The 17,704-nt window shown below is 66.1% G+C and carries 15 protein-coding genes, 1 tRNA gene and 1 pseudogene; 9 read left to right on the forward strand and 8 right to left on the reverse strand.

Translation table 11 applies throughout. The annotated features are described in order from the left end of the window. Positions 1-31: 31 nt before the first annotated feature. Together ACHQ4I_RS03940 and ACHQ4I_RS03945 are read left to right on the forward strand one after the other, a co-directional pair. Entirely contained in the window at positions 32-883 is an 852-nt protein-coding gene (locus tag ACHQ4I_RS03940; protein ID WP_420770281.1) for a hypothetical protein, read from the forward strand. A 146-nt stretch (positions 884-1,029) separates the two neighbouring features. After that, entirely contained in the window at positions 1,030-2,409 is a 1,380-nt protein-coding gene (locus tag ACHQ4I_RS03945; protein WP_420770355.1) for an MFS transporter, read from the forward strand. Positions 2,410-2,655: 246 nt separating this feature from the next. On the opposite strand, the gene ACHQ4I_RS03950 is transcribed toward ACHQ4I_RS03945, so the two are convergent. The 4 genes from ACHQ4I_RS03950 to ACHQ4I_RS03965 form a co-directional block, all read right to left on the reverse strand. After that, positions 2,656-4,029: an MFS transporter gene (locus ACHQ4I_RS03950; RefSeq protein WP_420770282.1), complete on the reverse strand. Its 1,374-nt coding sequence runs from the start codon at positions 4,027-4,029 to the stop codon at positions 2,656-2,658. After that, on the reverse strand, positions 4,026-5,150 hold the full coding sequence (locus tag ACHQ4I_RS03955; RefSeq protein ID WP_420770283.1) for a PLP-dependent cysteine synthase family protein: 1,125 nt from the start codon (positions 5,148-5,150) through the stop codon (positions 4,026-4,028). Before ACHQ4I_RS03955 ends, ACHQ4I_RS03950 begins: the two co-directional genes overlap by 4 nt. 105 nt (positions 5,151-5,255) lie before the next feature. Then, complete coding sequence (lpqS, locus tag ACHQ4I_RS03960; protein WP_420770284.1) at positions 5,256-5,702, reverse strand: putative copper homeostasis (lipo)protein LpqS; 447 nt, start codon at positions 5,700-5,702, stop codon at positions 5,256-5,258. A gap of 655 nt (positions 5,703-6,357) precedes the next feature. Further along, entirely contained in the window at positions 6,358-7,296 is a 939-nt protein-coding gene (locus tag ACHQ4I_RS03965; RefSeq protein ID WP_420770285.1) for a GlxA family transcriptional regulator, read from the reverse strand. 71 nt (positions 7,297-7,367) lie between these two features. On the opposite strand from ACHQ4I_RS03965, the gene ACHQ4I_RS03970 reads away from it, so the two are divergent. Further along, positions 7,368-7,703: a cupin domain-containing protein gene (locus tag ACHQ4I_RS03970; protein WP_420770286.1), complete on the forward strand. Its 336-nt coding sequence runs from the start codon at positions 7,368-7,370 to the stop codon at positions 7,701-7,703. A gap of 176 nt (positions 7,704-7,879) precedes the next feature. Here the strand turns inward: ACHQ4I_RS03970 and ACHQ4I_RS03975 are convergent, their stop codons facing one another. Together ACHQ4I_RS03975 and ACHQ4I_RS03980 are read right to left on the reverse strand one after the other, a co-directional pair. Next, the gene (locus tag ACHQ4I_RS03975) at positions 7,880-8,908 is read right to left on the reverse strand and encodes a DUF8189 domain-containing protein (RefSeq protein WP_420770287.1); all 1,029 of its coding nucleotides are present in this window, start codon (positions 8,906-8,908) and stop codon (positions 7,880-7,882) included. Positions 8,909-9,264: 356 nt separating this feature from the next. After that, positions 9,265-10,476 carry a hypothetical protein gene (locus ACHQ4I_RS03980; RefSeq protein WP_420770288.1) on the reverse strand — a complete coding sequence of 404 codons (1,212 nt, stop codon included), beginning with the start codon at positions 10,474-10,476 and terminating at the stop codon, positions 9,265-9,267. A 163-nt stretch (positions 10,477-10,639) separates the two neighbouring features. Here ACHQ4I_RS03980 and ACHQ4I_RS03985 point away from each other — a divergent pair, with 163 nt between their 5' ends. Beyond that, a complete protein-coding gene (locus ACHQ4I_RS03985) occupies positions 10,640-10,942 on the forward strand; it encodes a hypothetical protein (RefSeq protein ID WP_420770289.1) in 303 nt (100 codons plus the stop codon). Between the two features lie 60 nt (positions 10,943-11,002). Here the strand turns inward: ACHQ4I_RS03985 and ACHQ4I_RS03990 are convergent, their stop codons facing one another. After that, positions 11,003-12,187: a L,D-transpeptidase gene (locus ACHQ4I_RS03990; protein ID WP_420770290.1), complete on the reverse strand. Its 1,185-nt coding sequence runs from the start codon at positions 12,185-12,187 to the stop codon at positions 11,003-11,005. 344 nt (positions 12,188-12,531) lie between these two features. Between ACHQ4I_RS03990 and ACHQ4I_RS03995 the strand changes: the two genes are divergently transcribed. After that, positions 12,532-12,604: transfer RNA gene (locus ACHQ4I_RS03995), tRNA-Lys, on the forward strand. Between the two features lie 461 nt (positions 12,605-13,065). Here ACHQ4I_RS03995 and ACHQ4I_RS04000 read toward each other — a convergent pair. Further along, positions 13,066-14,073 carry an alpha/beta hydrolase gene (locus ACHQ4I_RS04000; RefSeq protein WP_420770291.1) on the reverse strand — a complete coding sequence of 336 codons (1,008 nt, stop codon included), beginning with the start codon at positions 14,071-14,073 and terminating at the stop codon, positions 13,066-13,068. A gap of 68 nt (positions 14,074-14,141) precedes the next feature. On the opposite strand from ACHQ4I_RS04000, the gene ACHQ4I_RS04005 reads away from it, so the two are divergent. The 4 genes and pseudogenes from ACHQ4I_RS04005 to ACHQ4I_RS04020 all read left to right on the forward strand — a co-directional run bounded on the left by ACHQ4I_RS04005 (position 14,142) and on the right by ACHQ4I_RS04020 (position 17,702). After that, complete coding sequence (locus ACHQ4I_RS04005) at positions 14,142-14,717, forward strand: TetR/AcrR family transcriptional regulator (protein ID WP_420770292.1); 576 nt, start codon at positions 14,142-14,144, stop codon at positions 14,715-14,717. Between the two features lie 456 nt (positions 14,718-15,173). Continuing rightward, complete coding sequence (locus tag ACHQ4I_RS04010) at positions 15,174-16,019, forward strand: helix-turn-helix domain-containing protein (RefSeq protein ID WP_420770356.1); 846 nt, start codon at positions 15,174-15,176, stop codon at positions 16,017-16,019. A 178-nt stretch (positions 16,020-16,197) separates the two neighbouring features. Continuing rightward, positions 16,198-16,389 (forward strand): annotated as a pseudogene (locus ACHQ4I_RS04015) (dienelactone hydrolase family protein); the annotation flags it as partial. 86 nt (positions 16,390-16,475) lie between these two features. Continuing rightward, complete coding sequence (locus ACHQ4I_RS04020) at positions 16,476-17,702, forward strand: thiolase family protein (protein ID WP_420770293.1); 1,227 nt, start codon at positions 16,476-16,478, stop codon at positions 17,700-17,702. Positions 17,703-17,704: the final 2 nt, after the last annotated feature.

The raw sequence follows: 17,704 nt of genomic DNA on the forward strand, positions 1-17,704 counted from the left end.
CGAACACAACAAGATCGGAAAGGCCGGAGCAATGACCACGCAGACTCACACCAATCACCATGGCGCGCATGGGGATCACGCCACCCATACCCACCAGGCGGCTCCCACTGGTCGCGCCGGACACGACCATGCGGGACACGGAGACCACGCCGCGCACGGCGGTGGGCTGCCGGGCGGGCTGCAGATCACCCAGGACGGTTACACACTTGCGCTCGCGGAGCCGATCGTCGGCCCGGGTGAGATCGACTTCCGGTTTCGCATCCTCGGGCCGGATGGTGAGCCGGTCATCGATTACACCGCGATCCACGATCGCGACCTACACCTGATCGTTGCGCAGCGAGAGCTGACCGGCTTCTGGCACGTGCACCCCGAACTCGCCCCCGACGGCACCTGGACAGTGCGGCTGAACCTGCCGGAAGCCGGCGCGTACCGCGTTTTCACCGATATCGCCCCGCGCGCGCTCGGCAAGACCATCACTCTCGGCGCGGATCTGGCCGTAGCGGGCGCGTACGAACCGCGCGCCACTCCAGCGGCCGCGCGCACCGTGATCGTGGACGGCTACGAGGTGACCCTCGACGGCGATCTCGTGCCAGGCGACGGACGCCTGCTCACGCTGACGGTGCGCAAGGACGGTGAGCCAGTCACCGACCTGCAGCCTTACCTGGCCGCCTACGGGCATCTGGTGATTCTGCGGGCGGGTGATCTGGCCTACATCCATGTCCACCCGAATGGTGAACCCGGCGACGGGATTACCGCGCCCGGCCCGGACGTCACCTTCCACACCGTTGTGCCCGGTCCTGGAACCTACCGCCTGTTCCTGGATTTCAAGCACGGCGACGTGGTGCGCACCGCCGCCTTCACCCTGCCGACCGCTGCCGCCTGATCATCGAGAACCATTGCGCGGGTGCATGTTCCACCCGCTGACCACCTTCCGGAGAGTAGCCCGAGATGTGCGAATGCCGCTGTCCCAGCATCCGCGACCCACCCCCGACCCATTTCCAGGAAGTGACTCCGATGCGCTCCGCGCCCATGCTCAACTCACTGTTCCGCAACCGCGACTACCTGCGACTGTTCACCGCCCAGGTCTCCGGCCTGTTCGGCACCGGATTGACCACCGTCGCACTGGGATTGCTCGCCTACGACCTCGCCGGCGGCGCGGCAGCCGCGGTGCTCGGCATCGCGCTGACCATCAAGATGCTGGTCTACGTCACGGTCGCGCCCGTCGTGGCCGCCTACGCCGACCGCCTCCCCCGCCGCACCTTCCTGGTGGCCCTGCACCTCGTACGCGCCGCGGTCGTGCTGGCGCTGCCGTTCATCGACCAGATCTGGCAGATCTACGTGCTGATCGCGGTCCTGCAAACCGCTTCCGCCGCATACACTCCCACCTATCAGGCGGTCATCCCGGATATCCTGCCCGACGAGCGCGAATACACCAGGGCGCTGTCGGCGGCGCAGTTGGCGGCCACCATGGAGACCCTGCTCAGCCCGATGCTCGCCGCCGCCGCGCTGACGGTTATGAGCTTCCACTGGCTGTTCGTCGGCACCGCGATCGGATTCGCGGTCTCGGCGGCGCTGGTCGCCGCCAGCAAGATCCCGAACGCGACCGGCACCAGCGAGGATTCCTTCCGGGACCGGATCACCGTCGGCATGCGGATCTTCGCTGCGACCCCGCGGCTGCGTGGACTGCTCGGCCTGAACCTGGTGGTCGCCGCCGCCGGATCGGTGATCATGGTCAACACCGTCAACTACGTCCGCGACACTCTCGGCGGCACACAGTCCGGTGTGGCGATGCTGTTGGCCGCCAACGGCTTCGGCACCATGCTGATCGCACTGGCACTGCCCCGCGTGCTCGACCGCACCGGTGCTCGTCCGGTGATGCTGACCGGCGCCGCCATTCTGCTCGCCGGGTTGGGCGCGGCCATCGCCCTGTCGCTGGCCAGTGCCGGCGACTGGCGCTGGGGTGCGGCCATCGCGGTGTGGGCCACCGTCGGCGCGGGCACCGCGGCCATCCTGACACCGACCGGACAGCTGCTGCGACGGTCGACGCAGGCCGCGGACCGGCCCGCCATCTTCGCGGCGCAGTTCTCGCTGTCCCACCTGGCCTGGCTGCTCACCTACCCGGTCACCGGATGGCTCACCACCACAGCGGGATTCACCACCACCTGGGTGACGCTGGCACTGTTCGCCGCAGTGGGAATCGCTGTGGCGCTGAGGATGTGGCCGCGCACGGATCCGGAAGTGATCACCCACCTGCACCCGGTCGGCGCCATCGCCCCGGAGCGGCTCGGCGACGCCGAGCTGGTGGACGAGCGCTTCTACCGGCACACTCACGCGTTCGTCATCGACGCCGAACACCGGGTCTGGCCGACCCCCGAGCGACGTCAGCTCGAAACCGCCGACGCAGCCTGAAGATCCAATCGGTCCAGTCGATGAGGCGGGCACCCGGATTCCGGGTGCCCGCTCCGTAGTCATCCGCGAGCCAGCCATCGTTGGATCCGAAGTCGACCCACGAATCGATACTCGATCAAGTGCTCCGGCCTCGTCACGCGACGAATACCGGTCGAGACCATCAGTCGGTTAGCGATCGACTGTCGTCGAGAGACAGTATCTCATTGCGGCACAAGGGCATACAGCACATCGCCGCGCATGTCCTGATCAACGCTTACTCGCCGGGCTCGATGGCAATCGGTCTCGCTCTCCGTATTCCGATGAGTGGGCCGTCCGCATCTGACCGACGCTCGCCGCCAACGCCGAACGGCGGTAGCGCCCCGATCGGCGTTCGGAATGTGGCTGCTCCGCACCATGTTTGCTCGCAGGGGTACGGTCCAGCCGGTGCAGTGCGAACGCCGCCACGATTCCGATGACGCTGAGCCCGACCCACACCACCCAGTCCACTCCAGCCGTTCGCGCGGCGCCAACGACAACGCCGGTGGCCAAATTCCCGACCAGGATGCCCACGCCGACCACCGTGTTGTAGAACCCGTAGTGGGTTGCCACCAGCTTGCCGTCGGCCAGGGAAACCACGGTGTCCATCTCGAAGGGGAACACCGCGGCCGTCCCAACCGCGAGCAACGCCGCTGCCAGTAAGAGCACGGCCGCCGCAGCGATGACGCCGAATCGCCCCGGACCGGGCACCACTGCCAATGGCACGAATGACGCCGCTAGCATGCCCATTCCGACAACAAGGCTGCGTCCTGTCCCCCATCGAGCCCGGAACCAGGCGGTGATGCGCAGTTGTCCGGCAACGGCCACAACGCCCGACACCACGAACATCGCCGAGGTCAGCGTGTCCGAACGAGCACCGGCGATGATCTCGGCCTGCAGTGGCAGGGCGAGGTACACCTGGAACGACAGCACATAGGAGCCGGTCATCGCCACGGCGAACGCCACGAACCGTCGGTTGCCGAGGACTGTGCGCCAGTCGTCCAGCACCGAAGCCCGCACCGCGGGCTCCTCGGCGCGGCGGGGCGGCAGCGCGAACAACTGCGCCACCGTCAAGCCGGCGAACACCGCCGCTGCGGCACCGGCGGTGATGCGGAAATCGACCGCCATCAACGCCAATCCGACCAGTGGACCAGCGAGGATGCCCGCCTGATAGAAGATGTTGAACATCGCGAACGCCTCCACCCTGCGCTCGCCGGTGTCGGCGGCAAGGTATGCGCGCACTGCCGGATTGAACAGCGCACCCGCGAAACCCGTTGCCGCCGAGGCGATCAGCAGGCCCGGCAGTGCTGTGGCGAACACCAGCATCGCGAAACCGCCGGTGCGCAAGAGGCATCCGGCTACGATCAGCGGCTTGTAGCCCAATCGGTCGGCCAGTGTGCCGCCGACCAGGAACATGCCCTGCTGAGAAAAGTTGCGCACACCGAGTACCAACCCGACGGCCCACGCCGCCAGGCCCAGCGGTCCCGCCAGATATCCGGCCAGATAGGGCATCAGCATGTAGAAGCCGAGATTGATGCCGAACTGATTGACCATCAACAGTCGTGCCGGGAGATCGAAGCTGCGGTACTTCGCGAACGCCGTCATGCCGCAGGCCCCTGATCCAGCACCGGGATCCGTGGATCGACGACGGTGGCGCAGCGAGTCCAGGAACGGACCACCTGCCGCGCCGGATGACTGATCGTGTCCGGTTCGGTCGGCGGATCGCCGTCGAGTAGACCCTGCGCCGCGCAGTACTCGTCGTTATAGACCGTGTCGAAGTACCGGTGTGGACCGTCCGGGAATACCGCCGCGATTCGGGTACCCGCCTCGTATGTGCGAGCTGCCCAGCCGGCGACGAGCGCGACCGCGCCGACACTCCATCCACCGCTGGCGTGATGGGTGGCCGCCAGTGTTCGGCAGGCCCACACCGACTCCGCGGGTGCGACCCAATGCACCTCGTCGAACGCGGAATAGTCGACGTTCGTTGGGTAGATGCTCGAACCCAATCCGCGCATCAACCGCGGCCCCGCCGGTTGGCCGAAGATGGCCGAAGCCACAGTGTCCACACCGATCAGCTGCAGATCCGGATTGAACGCGCGCAACACACGGGCGACACCCGCCGAATGTCCGCCGGTGCCGACCGCGCACACCAGCACATCTATCCGCCCCAACTGCTGCACCAACTCCAGCGCCAGAGATTCGTAGCCGGCGACATTATCCGGATTTGTGTACTGATCCGGGCACCACGCGTCGGGTTCGCGGTCGAGCAGTTCCACCACCCGATCGCGCCTTGCTTGCTGCCAGCCGCCGGTGGGATGCGGTTCGTGTACCAGATCCACCTGCGCCCCGAAGGCGGCGAGCATCCGCGCGACGATGGGTTCCAGGCCGGGATCGGTCACCACCGTGACCGGGTGCCGGTAGACCATGCCAGCCAGCGACAACCCGAGACCGAGTGTGCCGCTGGTGGATTCGATGATGCGCGCATGCCGGGCGAGGTCACCGCGCTGTTCGGCCCTGCGCACCATATGTAGTGCGGGACGGTCTTTCATGCCGCCGGGATTGAACCCTTCGAGCTTGGCCCAGAATCCACGACCGTTGGGCGCCAACGGTGCGCCGACCCACAACACCGGTGTGTTGCCGACCAACGCTTCCGAGTGTCTGGCCGCCAGCGGCGCCGTGACCAAAGCGGGTGGCTCAACACGCTGGTCGAGCACGATCTTGTCCATGACTGTCGCTTCCTGTATCGAATCCGCCACATAGGACGGTGAGCACGTGAACGGGCAGCGAACACCGGCCGACAGCACAAGTCCCGTCGGCCTGGCGCTGACCGATCAGCGTCGGGCGATACAGAAATGAGTCAGAATCAGCCGACCGCGGCCGGCAGGCACGCGTACCGGCGGTGGACCGCGCACACCCACCCCGTGCGGGGGTGCGATCGCCACAGCCCCCAGGGCAGCCATCATGGCCATCGTGAGCAACAGCAGGGTCGGAGTCTTCCAGCTACTGCTGGGCAGCACCGACTTCAACACACAGTGCCCGGCGTGCGGCGAACACGCACACCATGGCGGATGGACCGCGGCCACAGATCCAGCCGCATGCGCGGCGGCGGTCAGCGGAATGTCGGAATGGGCGGTAGCGAAACCGATGCCGTCGGTATGCACGTGAGAGTGCGTATCCGCGCCCGTCAGCGCGCAGTCGAACATCGGCATTACGAGGAGTATCGCCGCGAGCAGCGCGAGCGCCGAGCTACCAAGCCGCAACCGACCTATGAGACTCATACTGCCACCACCGTAGCGATGGAATCGGAGCGAACGCCGCCTATATGACACGGCGCCCAGGGCTCGGCAACCCGCCCCAGCGCCCCTGACGAACGACCGTCAGGCATGCGTACCAGCCCACGTCGTGACGGCCGACCCGACGCCGCCATCCGGCGGCGATCATCCGTCCGACTCACCGATCAAGCCTCCTGCCATCGAATCTGGCTGACCACGAGCGACTTTGGGGCATCGAGGCCAACGCTCCCACGATACGCGACCGACATTCTTCGTTGATCCAGCACCGCGGTACTGCACCCGGATTCGTCGACCATCCCACCACTCATCACGTCGCGGCTTGCGAACGTGACCACTATATACCCACAGGGGGTATAGTCAAACGCGGCTGGCAACAGGCGGGCCATTCGCCGCGGATGAACGGCTGGGTTTCATCGATCCAGACAGCGGGCTAACCATGGGCAATCAGCGCAGCCAGGTGGTGCTGTAGGCGAGCACGCAGCTCAGGCAGGAGGTCACAATGTGTGGCGATCCCGAACATGGCCGCCGATCGGCGTCGACCTCAGCACGATCACGAATCCACGCGTCGCGCGCACTTATCGAAATCTCCTGCTGAACAACGGTTTCATCGACGCCACCGTGGAAGTTCACACCGCCGTTTTCACCGGGGGACCCGGAATGCTCGCCGGTAGGCGCCCGGGGTTGTGCCGACCTGGGTGCGGAAGCGGCGGCGCAGGTTGACCGCCGAGGTGAGGCCGACGCGGGCCGCGATCGCCTCGACCGGGAGGTCTGTCTCCTCCAGCAGAGTGCGTGCCGCGGCCACCCGGCGCGACAGAAGCCATGTGCCCGGGCTCGTACCGAGCTGATCGGCGAAGCGCCGGGCCAGCGTGCGGGGCGAGACGTTGAGGTGTGCGGCCATATCGCCGACCGACAGCGGTGTCCCCAGGCGCGCGCCGGCCCACTCGAGCAGGCCGTCCAGCGCGTCTGCGGATGGTGGGGGCGGGGCATATTGTGCCTGGCCGCCCTCGCGGTGCGGCGGCATCACCATGTGCCGCGCGATAAGGGCAGCATGCGCGGCCCCGTAGTCCTGCCGGACGAGGTGCAGGCATAGGTCGATCCCCGCGCCCGCGCCGGCGCTCGTGGCGACATCGCCGTGGTCCACGTAGAGCACGTCGGGCTCCACACGTATCTGGGGGAACTCCCCGGCCAGCTGTGCGGCGCGCGCCCAGTGTGTTGTCGCCGAGCGACCGTCCAGCAGCCCTGTGCGGGCCAGCGCGAACACTCCGGAGCAGATCGTGACGAGTCGCGCCCCACGAGCGTGGGCCCGCAGCAGCGCGCGACGCACACGCTCCGACAGCGGCGCATCCACAGGAGACCAGCCCGGGATGAGCACGGTGTCCGCGGACGCGAGCGCCGTAAGGCCTCGCGTTACCGACATCGCGTACCCGGCCGTGGTCGGTACCGCGCCGGGCGTCTCGCTGCACACCTCGAACTCGTAGTACTGCGGTATCCCGGCCCGCACCGTACCGAAAACCTCGACAGCGCAGCCGAGTTCGAACGTCGACTGCACCGGAGCCACCAAGGCGACCACGCGATGCATGGCAGGAAAGTACCCTATGGTGTCTTACCCGACACTGTCCTGGCGTCGCTGCGCCAGGCAGCGTGAATGGCATGCACCCCGAGATCCTCGCCCAAGAGGGATACGACTTCGCGTCCGTCACCGACTCCCCGGTCCGAGAGCTCTTCCCCGGAATCCGGGTACGTCCGCTGTGGAAAGGGTCGTCCGGTGCGCACGCCAACGTGCTGGAGATGGACCCGGGTACGTCGTGGCCGCGCCGAGACGTCCACGAGCCCGGCCCGGAGGAGGTCTATGTGGTCGCGGGCATCTTCAACGACGGCGCGCGCGACCACCCGGCCGGAACATTCCTGCACGCACCAGCCGGATCATGGCATGTGCCCGCGACCACAACCGGCTGTACGCTGTTCGTCTTCTACCCCGAAGGCTAGTTCGATTCCGGACAAGAGGCTGGCACTCGAAAGCCGTTGCGGCAAGGTCAGGCCCGGTGATCTACCGGGCCTGACCTGTATATCTACCCGATCCTGTATATCTACCCGATAGGGAATCGGCGGGCGGCGGGACCAGCCCCGACCTCCGACCCTGGAATGGGCAGGTTGGGTACGGGTCAGATCCAGTTCTGCGGCGCGTACCAGATGGCCTTATCGGTGCCACGGACGAAGGCGAACAGGCGGCCGTCCATATTCTTCGCGGGCAGGGTGCTCCCGAGAATGCCGCCCTTCAGAGTGATCCAGTCGGCGAACGAATCCTGATTCACCGCGATCTGTTCGGCGACCCAGGAGGAGTTATCGGTGCCGGTGACGAACAACTGAATGCGGCCGTCCATGGCCAGGATCGGACACGGCGGGCTGAGTAGTCCGCCGTTCACGGTCGCCTGCGACTTGTAGGTGTTGTAATCGGCCTGCTGGACCATGTCCCAGCCGGTGCCGTCGCTGCCACGCCAGCACACGCGAACACGACCATCGGCGTCCCTGGCCGCCTTCGGATCCGAACTCATGCCGGTGCCGATCTGCTGAAAGGCGGTCCACGTGGCGCTGTCCGGTTGCGCCTGCTGGGCCACCCACAGGTTGTCGTCGCTGCCGCGCACATACACTCGCACGCGGCCATCGGGCGATAGCACCCCGGCGGGCACGCCCTTGATCCGGCCACCCAGTGAGATCGAGACCAGCCACCCGTTGTATGAGGCCGAATCGTAGGCGGCCGACTTCTGCGCGATGCACCAAACGCTGTCGTCATTGCCGCGGTAGAAGACCATGATGCGGCCGTCGGCGTTCATGGCCGTGACCGGATCGCCTGCCGCGCCCGTGGTCAGCCGCAGAGGTGTCTGCGTGAGGCTGCCATAGATGTTGTCGTGGGTGACGACGAACAATTCGCTACTCGGCGAACGCCAGAAAACCCGGACCAGTCCGTCTTTTCCACAGATGACCGACGGCGTGCCGCTGATCGACGCGCTCTGCAATTGTTTCCAGTTGTTCCAGTTCAGATCCCGATTCTGCCAGATGTACCACAGCGAATTGCTTGTTCCTTCGGCAAAGACAATGAGACGACCGTCCGGAAAGTTAGTTACCGCAGGATCATTCGCCAGCGACCCGCCCAGCGACTGAAAGTTACCCCATGCCGTACCTGGTGTAGCCATGACCATTTCCCTTGTGCCAGTAGAAATTTGATGACACATGAAACCTTAACAGGATCGGATCGTACGAATTTGGTTATTGCCCAACACAATTCAAAATTGTCCAGGGCCGACCGAAAAATGAATACCGACCGATTCGATTCCAATTCTTACCAGACGAACCGGTTGGATAACAGCCGAGGCCAATGGCCGCATTGAGGACCAAATACCCTGTTTACCAACGTGATTCGAGGTGTATTAGGGAAAGTCTCGGACCCGGCCCGTTTTGAATCTCCAGCGGACACGGAAATGACTACGCCGCAATCGAGTCAAGCGATCTGCCACACCCGACCGAAGGGCGCAGTTCGTGATGGCGCCAGTCAATCAGAGGGCCACTGCTCGACCAGTCGACGGCAGTCCTCCCGGTCGGCGGGAAGACCGACCCTCCGGAGTTCGGAGCCGAGGCCGCTCACCCATATCTCGGTGTCATCTGCGGCTACCAGTGCCACCAGATATGCGCGTTGGATGTCGGAGAGTTCGGTCCTGGTGTCGACGTCGGGAAATATCAACTGGACGAAGGGAATACAGTCCTGGTCGACGGTGTCGCTGTTCGCCACCTGTACCAGTGCGATGGCAACAGGCAGCACGGTTTCGGCATCGTGCGCTCGCGAGAGCAGGGCGCAGATGAAGTCGTGTCGGAGCCAGCCGCGCTGCCCCGGCAGGCCGGTTTCGAACCACTCGTCGATGGACTGCGGGTTCTGCAGTGCGGTGAGTAGTTCGTGGGTGGCCCGCGGATCGTCGGACAGCGCGGGGGCCAGGGCGGCGCAGCCGCGGACACCAACGTCGGGATCGTCGAGCAACAGTTCCGGACGTCCGCCGTAGATGCCGGAAAGTCTTGCAACCGTTGCTCGTTCGGCCGGGTCCGACCATGTCGGTGCGATCGTATCGAGGCGGTCGACTAGTGCGACGAGATCGTCGGCGCACGCCGGATGGGCCATCAGATGGACTGTTGCCGTCAATGCGGCGAGCCGGGTCGGCGGATGGGGATCGTCGAGTAGCGGCGCGATCGCCGTGATCACACCGGGTACCACCGCGCGACAGGCAATCGCCTGCAGTGCCCACTCATGGGCCAGGGCTTTATCGAAGGCATCCCAATCGAACTCCTCGTCCTGGGAGGGGCCTACCTCGACTCGTCGGATCTGCTCCGCGGTCGCTTCATCGGGGTGGGCGAGGTCGTGCACCTCTTCATCGGTGATCGCGAAATTGCATACCTCGGCAAATATTGCGAGGTAGGCGAGCAGCGTTTGCAGCACGGTCGGCGGCTCCCGGACCCCGGCGCGCGTGTCCTCGACCTGACAGGCGTGTTGGTGCGGGAGCAGCTCGGCCATGATCGCGACGAAAGGTGCCGTGGCGGAGTAGAGGCTCCCTTGATGTAGTAGTGCCGAGTCGAGATATCCCACCGCCGCGACACCTGCGTCCCGTTCACCATCGAGCAGCGCAAGCAGATACGCGGGAGCGTCCTCCGCCGAGCCATAAGCGTGTTCCAGTGCGGCCCAATCGACTTCGGCGATTGTCCGCCGTACCGAATCCATCGGCCGATCATGCCAGTGCGCGCCGAGTTCGATCAACGAGTCGATGCCGTGGCCAACTCGACGGATTGTGTGACATACCCGCTTTTCACTCCGTAGACTGCGGGCACGAGGGGGGTGTCGCAAGGACGCCACCCCGGCTGATCAGAAAGACACCAAGTTCGTGATGCGTTCCGCGGTAATCGCAGCTTTCGTCGGCGCAACTCTGCTCACAGGCGCCACCGGTACCGCAACCGCGGATATCGCGGTCGAGCCCGGTACCGGATCCAGTTCGGGTTCGGGCACGCTCACCACCGGATCGGCGGGCGGCGCCACCACCACCGGCTCCTCGGGCACCGGCTCGGCCGGGGCGGCGATGGCGGGCTTCGAGAGCCTGCTCTTCGGCGGGCCGCTGCTGTGCGCCGCACTTGGCAGCGCGGTCGGCGCGACGCTCAGTTGCGCGGGCACGTCGGGGCCGGTCATACCCTGATTCGACATGCAAAAAGGCCCCCAGCGACAGCGCTGGGGGCCTTTCCGCCATCCGGGGAGGTCAGCGGTCGTCGGCGTTGCCCGCCTTCCACTCCGGCCACGGAATGTTCCAGTCACCCAGACCGTCCACACCGGACAAGGTGCCGCCCACCGTGTTCTTGACGATGGTGATGTCGCCACGCTTGGCGTTCTGCAGCACCCACAGCGCATTCGCCGGACTCAGGTTCAGGCAGCCATGGCTGGTGTTCGAGTAGCCCTGTGCACCGACCGACCACGGCGCGGAGTGAAAGAAGATGCCGGAGTAGGACAGTCGGGTCGCGTAGTCGACCGGCGTCTTGTAACCGTTCGGCGAGCTCACCGCGACGCCGTAGGTCGAGGAGTCCATGATGATGCGATCGAAGCGGTCGCCGACGATGTAGATGCCGTTATCGGTGGGCGTGCTGTCCTTGCCCATCGAGGTCGGCATGGTTCGCACCACCTGACCGTTCATCTCCACCGTCACCTGCTTGGTGTTGTCGTCCGCGGTGAAGATGGTCGGGTCGCCGACGGTGAAGAACGAGTGGATGTTGTCCTGGCCGTAGAGCCCATTGCCGAGATCGCGGCCGTAGACGTTCACATCGATGGTGACCTTGGTGCCCGGCGCCCAGAAATGCTCCGGCCGCCACCGGACCTCACGGTTGTTCACCCAGTAGAAGGCGCCCTCGACCGGCGGCTCGGTGGTGATCTTGATCGCATTCTGCGCGGCCTTGCGGTTCGGAATGTTCTCGTCGAACTGCACGGCCACCGGCTGGCCGATGCCGACCACCTCACCCTCGCCCGGCAGCAGATACGGCCTGGTCTGACTGTTCGGCGAGCTCGTGGTGAAGCTCAGCACGGTGGAGTTCGCGCCGCCGAGACCGATCGCGTCGGCCTTCAGCTTGTAGGTCTTGCCGTAGCCGAGCACCTCGGTGGTCTCCCAGGTGCGCCCGTCCGCGGCCAGCTTGCCGCCGACCGGGGCGCCCTGCGGGTTGGTCAACGTCACATTGGTGAACTTGCCGTCATCGACCTTGAAGGTCATCGGCATGCCCGGCGAAACCCCCATGTCACCGTCCTTGATCGGGGACGACAGCTTGGGCTTCATCAGTTCGGTGATCGGATTGCGGTCGATGGCGACCGATGCGGCGTCGGTGGCGTTGGACGACGAGCACGCCGTCAAGGCCAGCGCGAACACCGCGAAAACGACTACAGGTCCGGTGATCTTTCGCATCAACCGATGTCGACACTGACCAACGCTCATATTCAACCCCGTTTCAAGTCCCGGTGCCGCATCAGCACACCGATGGCTTCGACCCAACCGACACACGCTCCTCCCGCAACGCTGACGGAGTTGGTCGAGACCACGCGCTGCCATTCTGCCAGGTCGGCAGGGATGGTCCAATGCGAAACAACTCCGTCCCAGGCGAGTTCAGGGGTTAGATCACTTCCGCCGCGCCCCGTGTTAACACCGCCAGCCAACTCCCCCATCGCACCTGGTCAGAAACCGATTTCACTTCTGGGCACTCCGCCTGTTAATCTTTGTCCCGCACCGGAACACGGAGCACAGCAAGAGACGCGCCATTAGCTCAATTGGCAGAGCAGCTGACTCTTAATCAGCGGGTTCGGGGTTCGAGTCCCTGATGGCGCACCGATTTGCGTCGGGCCACGTGAGTTTGCTATCACTAACCCGGCGCTTAAACGCGTCTGCGTGCGGTTTAGTCATCCCCGCATCGTAGCTGCTCAGCGCGCAATTCGCGCCGCATCCCCCGCCCCCTTGTCGGTCACGACACAGGGGGCTTTGTCATGAACGGGCACGCTACGCCCGCAGAACTGCTGGATGCGGTGCACTACGCGTCCACGGTGATCACCCTCGGTAACGATCCGGATCACCCCGGACGTGTCGTAGCCACACCTTCCACACCGCGGACGCCCGGCCGGGCCGCCCGTTTAACCCTCTGCCCCGGTGTGTGCGCTCGATCGATCCCGTGCGAGCCGGCGTACGGCCCACCCGACTCGACGGATCCCCGTGAACGGTCGGACATACTGAAAGCCCTTGTGTCGCAACAGACACGGCTAGAGGCGTTGAGGCAAACGGCGGGCGGAAACACGTCACGGTCGGCCATCTCGGCGACCGGCCCGGTCCGCCGCGATGCCGCGCTGTGGGCTGGCGAGGGAGGTTCGGAGGAACTCGCGGATCTCCGCCCGCGCGGCCTCGGCCTGCTGCGCCATGCCCGGCATGCTGAGGAACGCGTGCCCCGCTCCAGGGTATTCGGTGAGCCGCGCCGATGTGCCCGCCGCTCGGAGTCGTTCGGCGTAGCGGCGGCCGTGATCGGCCAGCGGATCGTGGGCCGGAATCACCACGAGCGCCGGAGCCAGACCACCCAGGTCGTCGGCATACAGCGGCGAAAGCGCGCGAGGGTCGGTGCCCGGTGGAATGGCGAGCCGCTGGAACAGGAGCAGCACCGGCACAGTGAGGGTTGGGGTCTGGGCATGCTGAGTGGCCGAGGGGTGGGCGAGCATCGCCTCGGTCGCATCGACCGCTGGGTTGACCAGCACCTGCGCCCGGAGACGCAGGCCGGCCTCCTTGGCCCGGATTGCCGCCAGAGCGCTGATCAACGCGCCGCAGCTCTCGCCGAAGACGGCGGCCCGCGCTGGGTCGATGCGCCATCGCTCGGCGTCCCGCACCAAGTGCTGGAGCACATCCCAGCCGTCGTCGACGGCGTCCGAGAGCGGACTGTCCGGAGCCAGGAGGCGGTGCTCGACCGAAACGACGACTGCGGGCAACTGGGCGGCGAGGTGACTGTTGACCCAGTCGCTCTGCACCGCCGTGCCCACGAACCCGCCGCCGTGCACATGGAGCACGAGTGGCAGAACAGCGTCGTCGTATCTCGCGGGCCGGTACACCCGGACCGGGAGTTCGCGGCCGGGCAGCGCCACCTCCTGCCACTCGATCGCGGCGCCCGGATCCGGTTCCCCGGTGACCGCCCGCGCGGCGCTGGAGGCCCGGAAGCGGTTCTCCGCGTTGCGGTAGACGACCAATTCCTCGGCTGTCATCGCCAACCAGTCGGGCTCCGGCGGTCGCTGCGCGGCAGTGACCTCAGCGATCTCTTCTCGCACCGTTTCTCCTATCGTTTCGATACCTAAGGTATCGAAACCTATGGTAGCGAAACAGGTATCGTCTGGCCATGGCATCGACCGCATCAGCCAGACCACCCGGTCGCCCGCGCGCTGGCGTCAATGCCGTGGTCTTCGCCGCCACGCTGAGGACGGTCCATGAACTCGGCTACGCGCGCGCCACCGTCGAGCGCATCGCTGCGGAGGCTGGCGTCGCGAAGACGACGATCTACCGTCGCTGGCCGTCCAAGGGTGAGCTGATCGTGGACTGCCTCCTGGACGCATTCGGTCCGGTGCCGTTGGAGGGCGCCAGCCGAGCCGAGATCATGTCCTCGGCCATCCACTGGGCTGCGGCGATGATCGGCGAGCCAGGGGTGGGTGCCGCGTTCGCCGGTGTGTTCAGCGACGGCGTCAGCGATCCGGCCCTGCGCGAGGTCCTGTCCACGCGGTTGCAGGATCCGTATCGGCTCGTGCTACAGGACGCGCTCGGTGAGCCGGAGAACCGAGTCCTGTTCTTCATCGACGTCGTGGTCGGCACCTTGCTGCACCGGATCGGCATAACTGGCGAGCCGATGGTCGACGCCGACGTCGCCGCACTGGTCGAGATGGTTCTGCCGTACTTCGCTGACGGTCCCGGCCCGACTTAGTACCACGTTCGCCCTGTTGGCGAGCTTTGTGGAGTCGGTGTCGCGGTCACGCCATGCCGGGCGGCGGTGGATCAGGCCGGCCTGCTCGCGCTGGCTGACGTGGCGAATTCGGCCGCGACTCCACGGACGAATATTCGTTGCGCAGGAGGTCGACGGCCACAGTGGCGATGCGTGGCGACAGCGCTTCGGGGCGGGCCCGGCCCCGGGCGACGGCGCGACCGAGAATCGTCAGCCAGCGGCTGTCGCCGGCCAGGACCGTCCGTCACACCAATTCACTTGGGGATGGCCATATTCCAGTGCGACTGTGATGGATGTCCATGGTGTTTCGGTGCCGGTCGATGCCGCCGGGGGTGTGCTGCGCGCCCCGGTCTCGACGACGCCGCTGTTCATCGAGCGCGCCGTCGAGGATCAGCTTTGAGCGCTGGTCCGCCTGGTTAGTCTGGAGACGTGGATGCGATGAGGCCCGACTGCGACCGCAGTACCGGATGGGAATTCGGACGTCGGGCCGGTGCCGTATCGGCGAGTGGCGCCGCCATGATCGGATTCCGCGACCGCGGCACGGCGGGGCTCGACATCCGCGTGGTCGGGATACCGGCGGTCACCGTAGTGATCGAGTTCGGCGGGAACGAACTGATCGTCGACAGCGATGCCCGGCGGCAGGCGTGCACCGGCTTCGTCTCGGGATTCCCCACCAGGACAATGCGTATCCGGAGCGAGCGGGCCGAATGTATCGAGATACGGCTGTCGCCGATACGTGCCCACTCGTTGCTGGGACTCACGCCCACCGATCTGGTCGGCGACGGAATCGTCGGTGTAGAGGAGCTGTGGGGACGACGGGCGTTGTGGCTGCGGGAGCGCCTCGCGGACGCCGGGACGTGGGATGAACGCTTCGCGCTGACCGAATCGTTTCTGGCGCACTGTGCAGAGCCGGCCCGGACGCCGGACCCCGAAGTGGTCGCCAGCTGGGACCGCATCGTCGCGAGCAGGGGACAGGTCCGGGTAGCCGAACTCGCCGAATCCTGTGGGTGGAGCCGCAAGCGGCTGTGGGCGAGGTTCGAATCCCAGATCGGTCTCACCCCGAAACGGGCCACGATGCTGGTCCGATTCCGGCAGGCGATCGAAGAACTGGTGACGGGTCGCCCCGCCGCCGACGTGGCGGCGGACTGCGGTTATACCGATCAATCCCATCTCGGCCGGGATCTGTCGAGCTTCGCCGACATCACGCCGGGCACCGTGACGCAAGGAGCGCTCACCGCCTTCCACAAGCTCCGACACCAGGCCTGGGGAACATTTTTCCTATAGCGGTCGCGGCCGGTCGGCCGATAGTAGGGGCCCGTTCACAAGGAGGCGCCCTACATGGCAGACGACGATCTCATCGATTGCCAGCGCGATAGGTTCACTCACGAGGGCATAACCCGCACGATTTTTCGACACGGCCGCGGACCCGCCGTGATCGTCATGGCCGAACTTCCGGTCGGACGAGGCGTTCATCGCGATCGAGCTCGATGACGCCGCCGCGAATCCCGATGCCGCGCTGAGCCCGCATTCGGTATCAACCGGGCACCTCATCGACGAACCGGGCCAGCCCACCCAGGCCGCACTGCACCAGGTGCTGGACTTCCTCGGCAGTCGCCTCCGCACGGATCACCGACCGAACGGCAAGCGTCCCTAGCTCGGCACTCGTTCGACGCGCTGCGCCTGTTTGCAGGCCGGTGTCGGTCGGGGTGCATCACTGAGCCACGAACTGAAAGGCAAATCATGAAAACCCCTGCCTGGATCGCCGGTGTCGGCATGACACCGTTCGGCAGACATCCCGGAAGGACGGTCAGCGACCTCACCCGCTGGGCCGTCACCGACGCGCTGCGGGACTGCGGCGCGACCGCCTCTACCCTGGAGGCCGCGTTCTTCGGCACCGCCACCCAGGGTGCCCTCGAAGGTCAGCACATGATCGCGGGGCAGATCGCCCTGCGCGCGATGGGTATCCAGGGGATCCCGGTCGTGAACGTCGAGAATGCCTGTGCCACTGGCGCTTCCGCGTTCGCACTCGCGGTGGATCAGATCCGGGCCGGAGCCGCCGAGGTTGTGCTGGCCATCGGGGTGGAACGGATGCACGTCGACGATCCGGCACGGACCATATCGGTGTTCGACAGCGCCTACGACGTGGCCGATCCCGATGCGCTCAGCAGGACTCTGCTGGAACTAGGCGGCGACGTCGAGGAGCCCGACCTCGGGCAGCGCTCGGTCTTCATGGACATCTACGCCGCTGTCGCACGAAACCACATGCGTCTGTATGGCACCACCCAAGAGCACCTTGCCGCGGTCGCGGCCAAGAACCACGAGCACGCGGCCGAGAATCCGCGCGCTCACTACCGCAGCCCGATGACGGTCGCGGATGTGCTTGCGGCGCGCAAGCTTTCGTACCCGCTCACCGTCCCGATGTGCGCGCCGGTCACCGACGGCGCCGCCGCGGTCGTGGTGTGCAGTGCGGCAGGGCTCCGGCGGCTGGGCGCACCGCAACGGGTACAGGTGCTCGCCGCCGTCCTCGGTACCGGAACCGATCGCGACACAAGCAATTTCGACGGGCATCCGAGCCGGACGGTGTCCACTCGCGCCTACGAACAGGCGGGTATCGGTCCGGCCGACGTCGATGTGGCCGAGGTCCACGATGCCACCGCATTCGGTGAGATCCTGCAGACCGAGCTACTCGGTCTGGTCCCGCCCGGTCAGGGTGGTCCGGCGGCACTGCGTGGTGAGACCACCATCGGCGGCCGGATCCCGGTGAATCCCTCCGGCGGCCTGGAATCCAAGGGGCACCCCATCGGGGCGAGCGGGCTCGGTCAGATCTTCGAACTCACCGAACAGTTGCGCGGGACCGCCGGTCCGCGTCAGGTGAACGGGGCTCGAATCGCAGTGGCGGAGAACGGCGGTGGCTTCCACCGTGGTGAGGAAGCGGTCACCGCCGTGACCGTACTGGGGAGGGCGTGAGG

Origin of the sequence: Nocardia nepalensis, from assembly GCF_048910785.1 — a bacterium.
Classification (GTDB): Bacteria; Actinomycetota; Actinomycetes; order Mycobacteriales; family Mycobacteriaceae; genus Nocardia; species Nocardia nepalensis.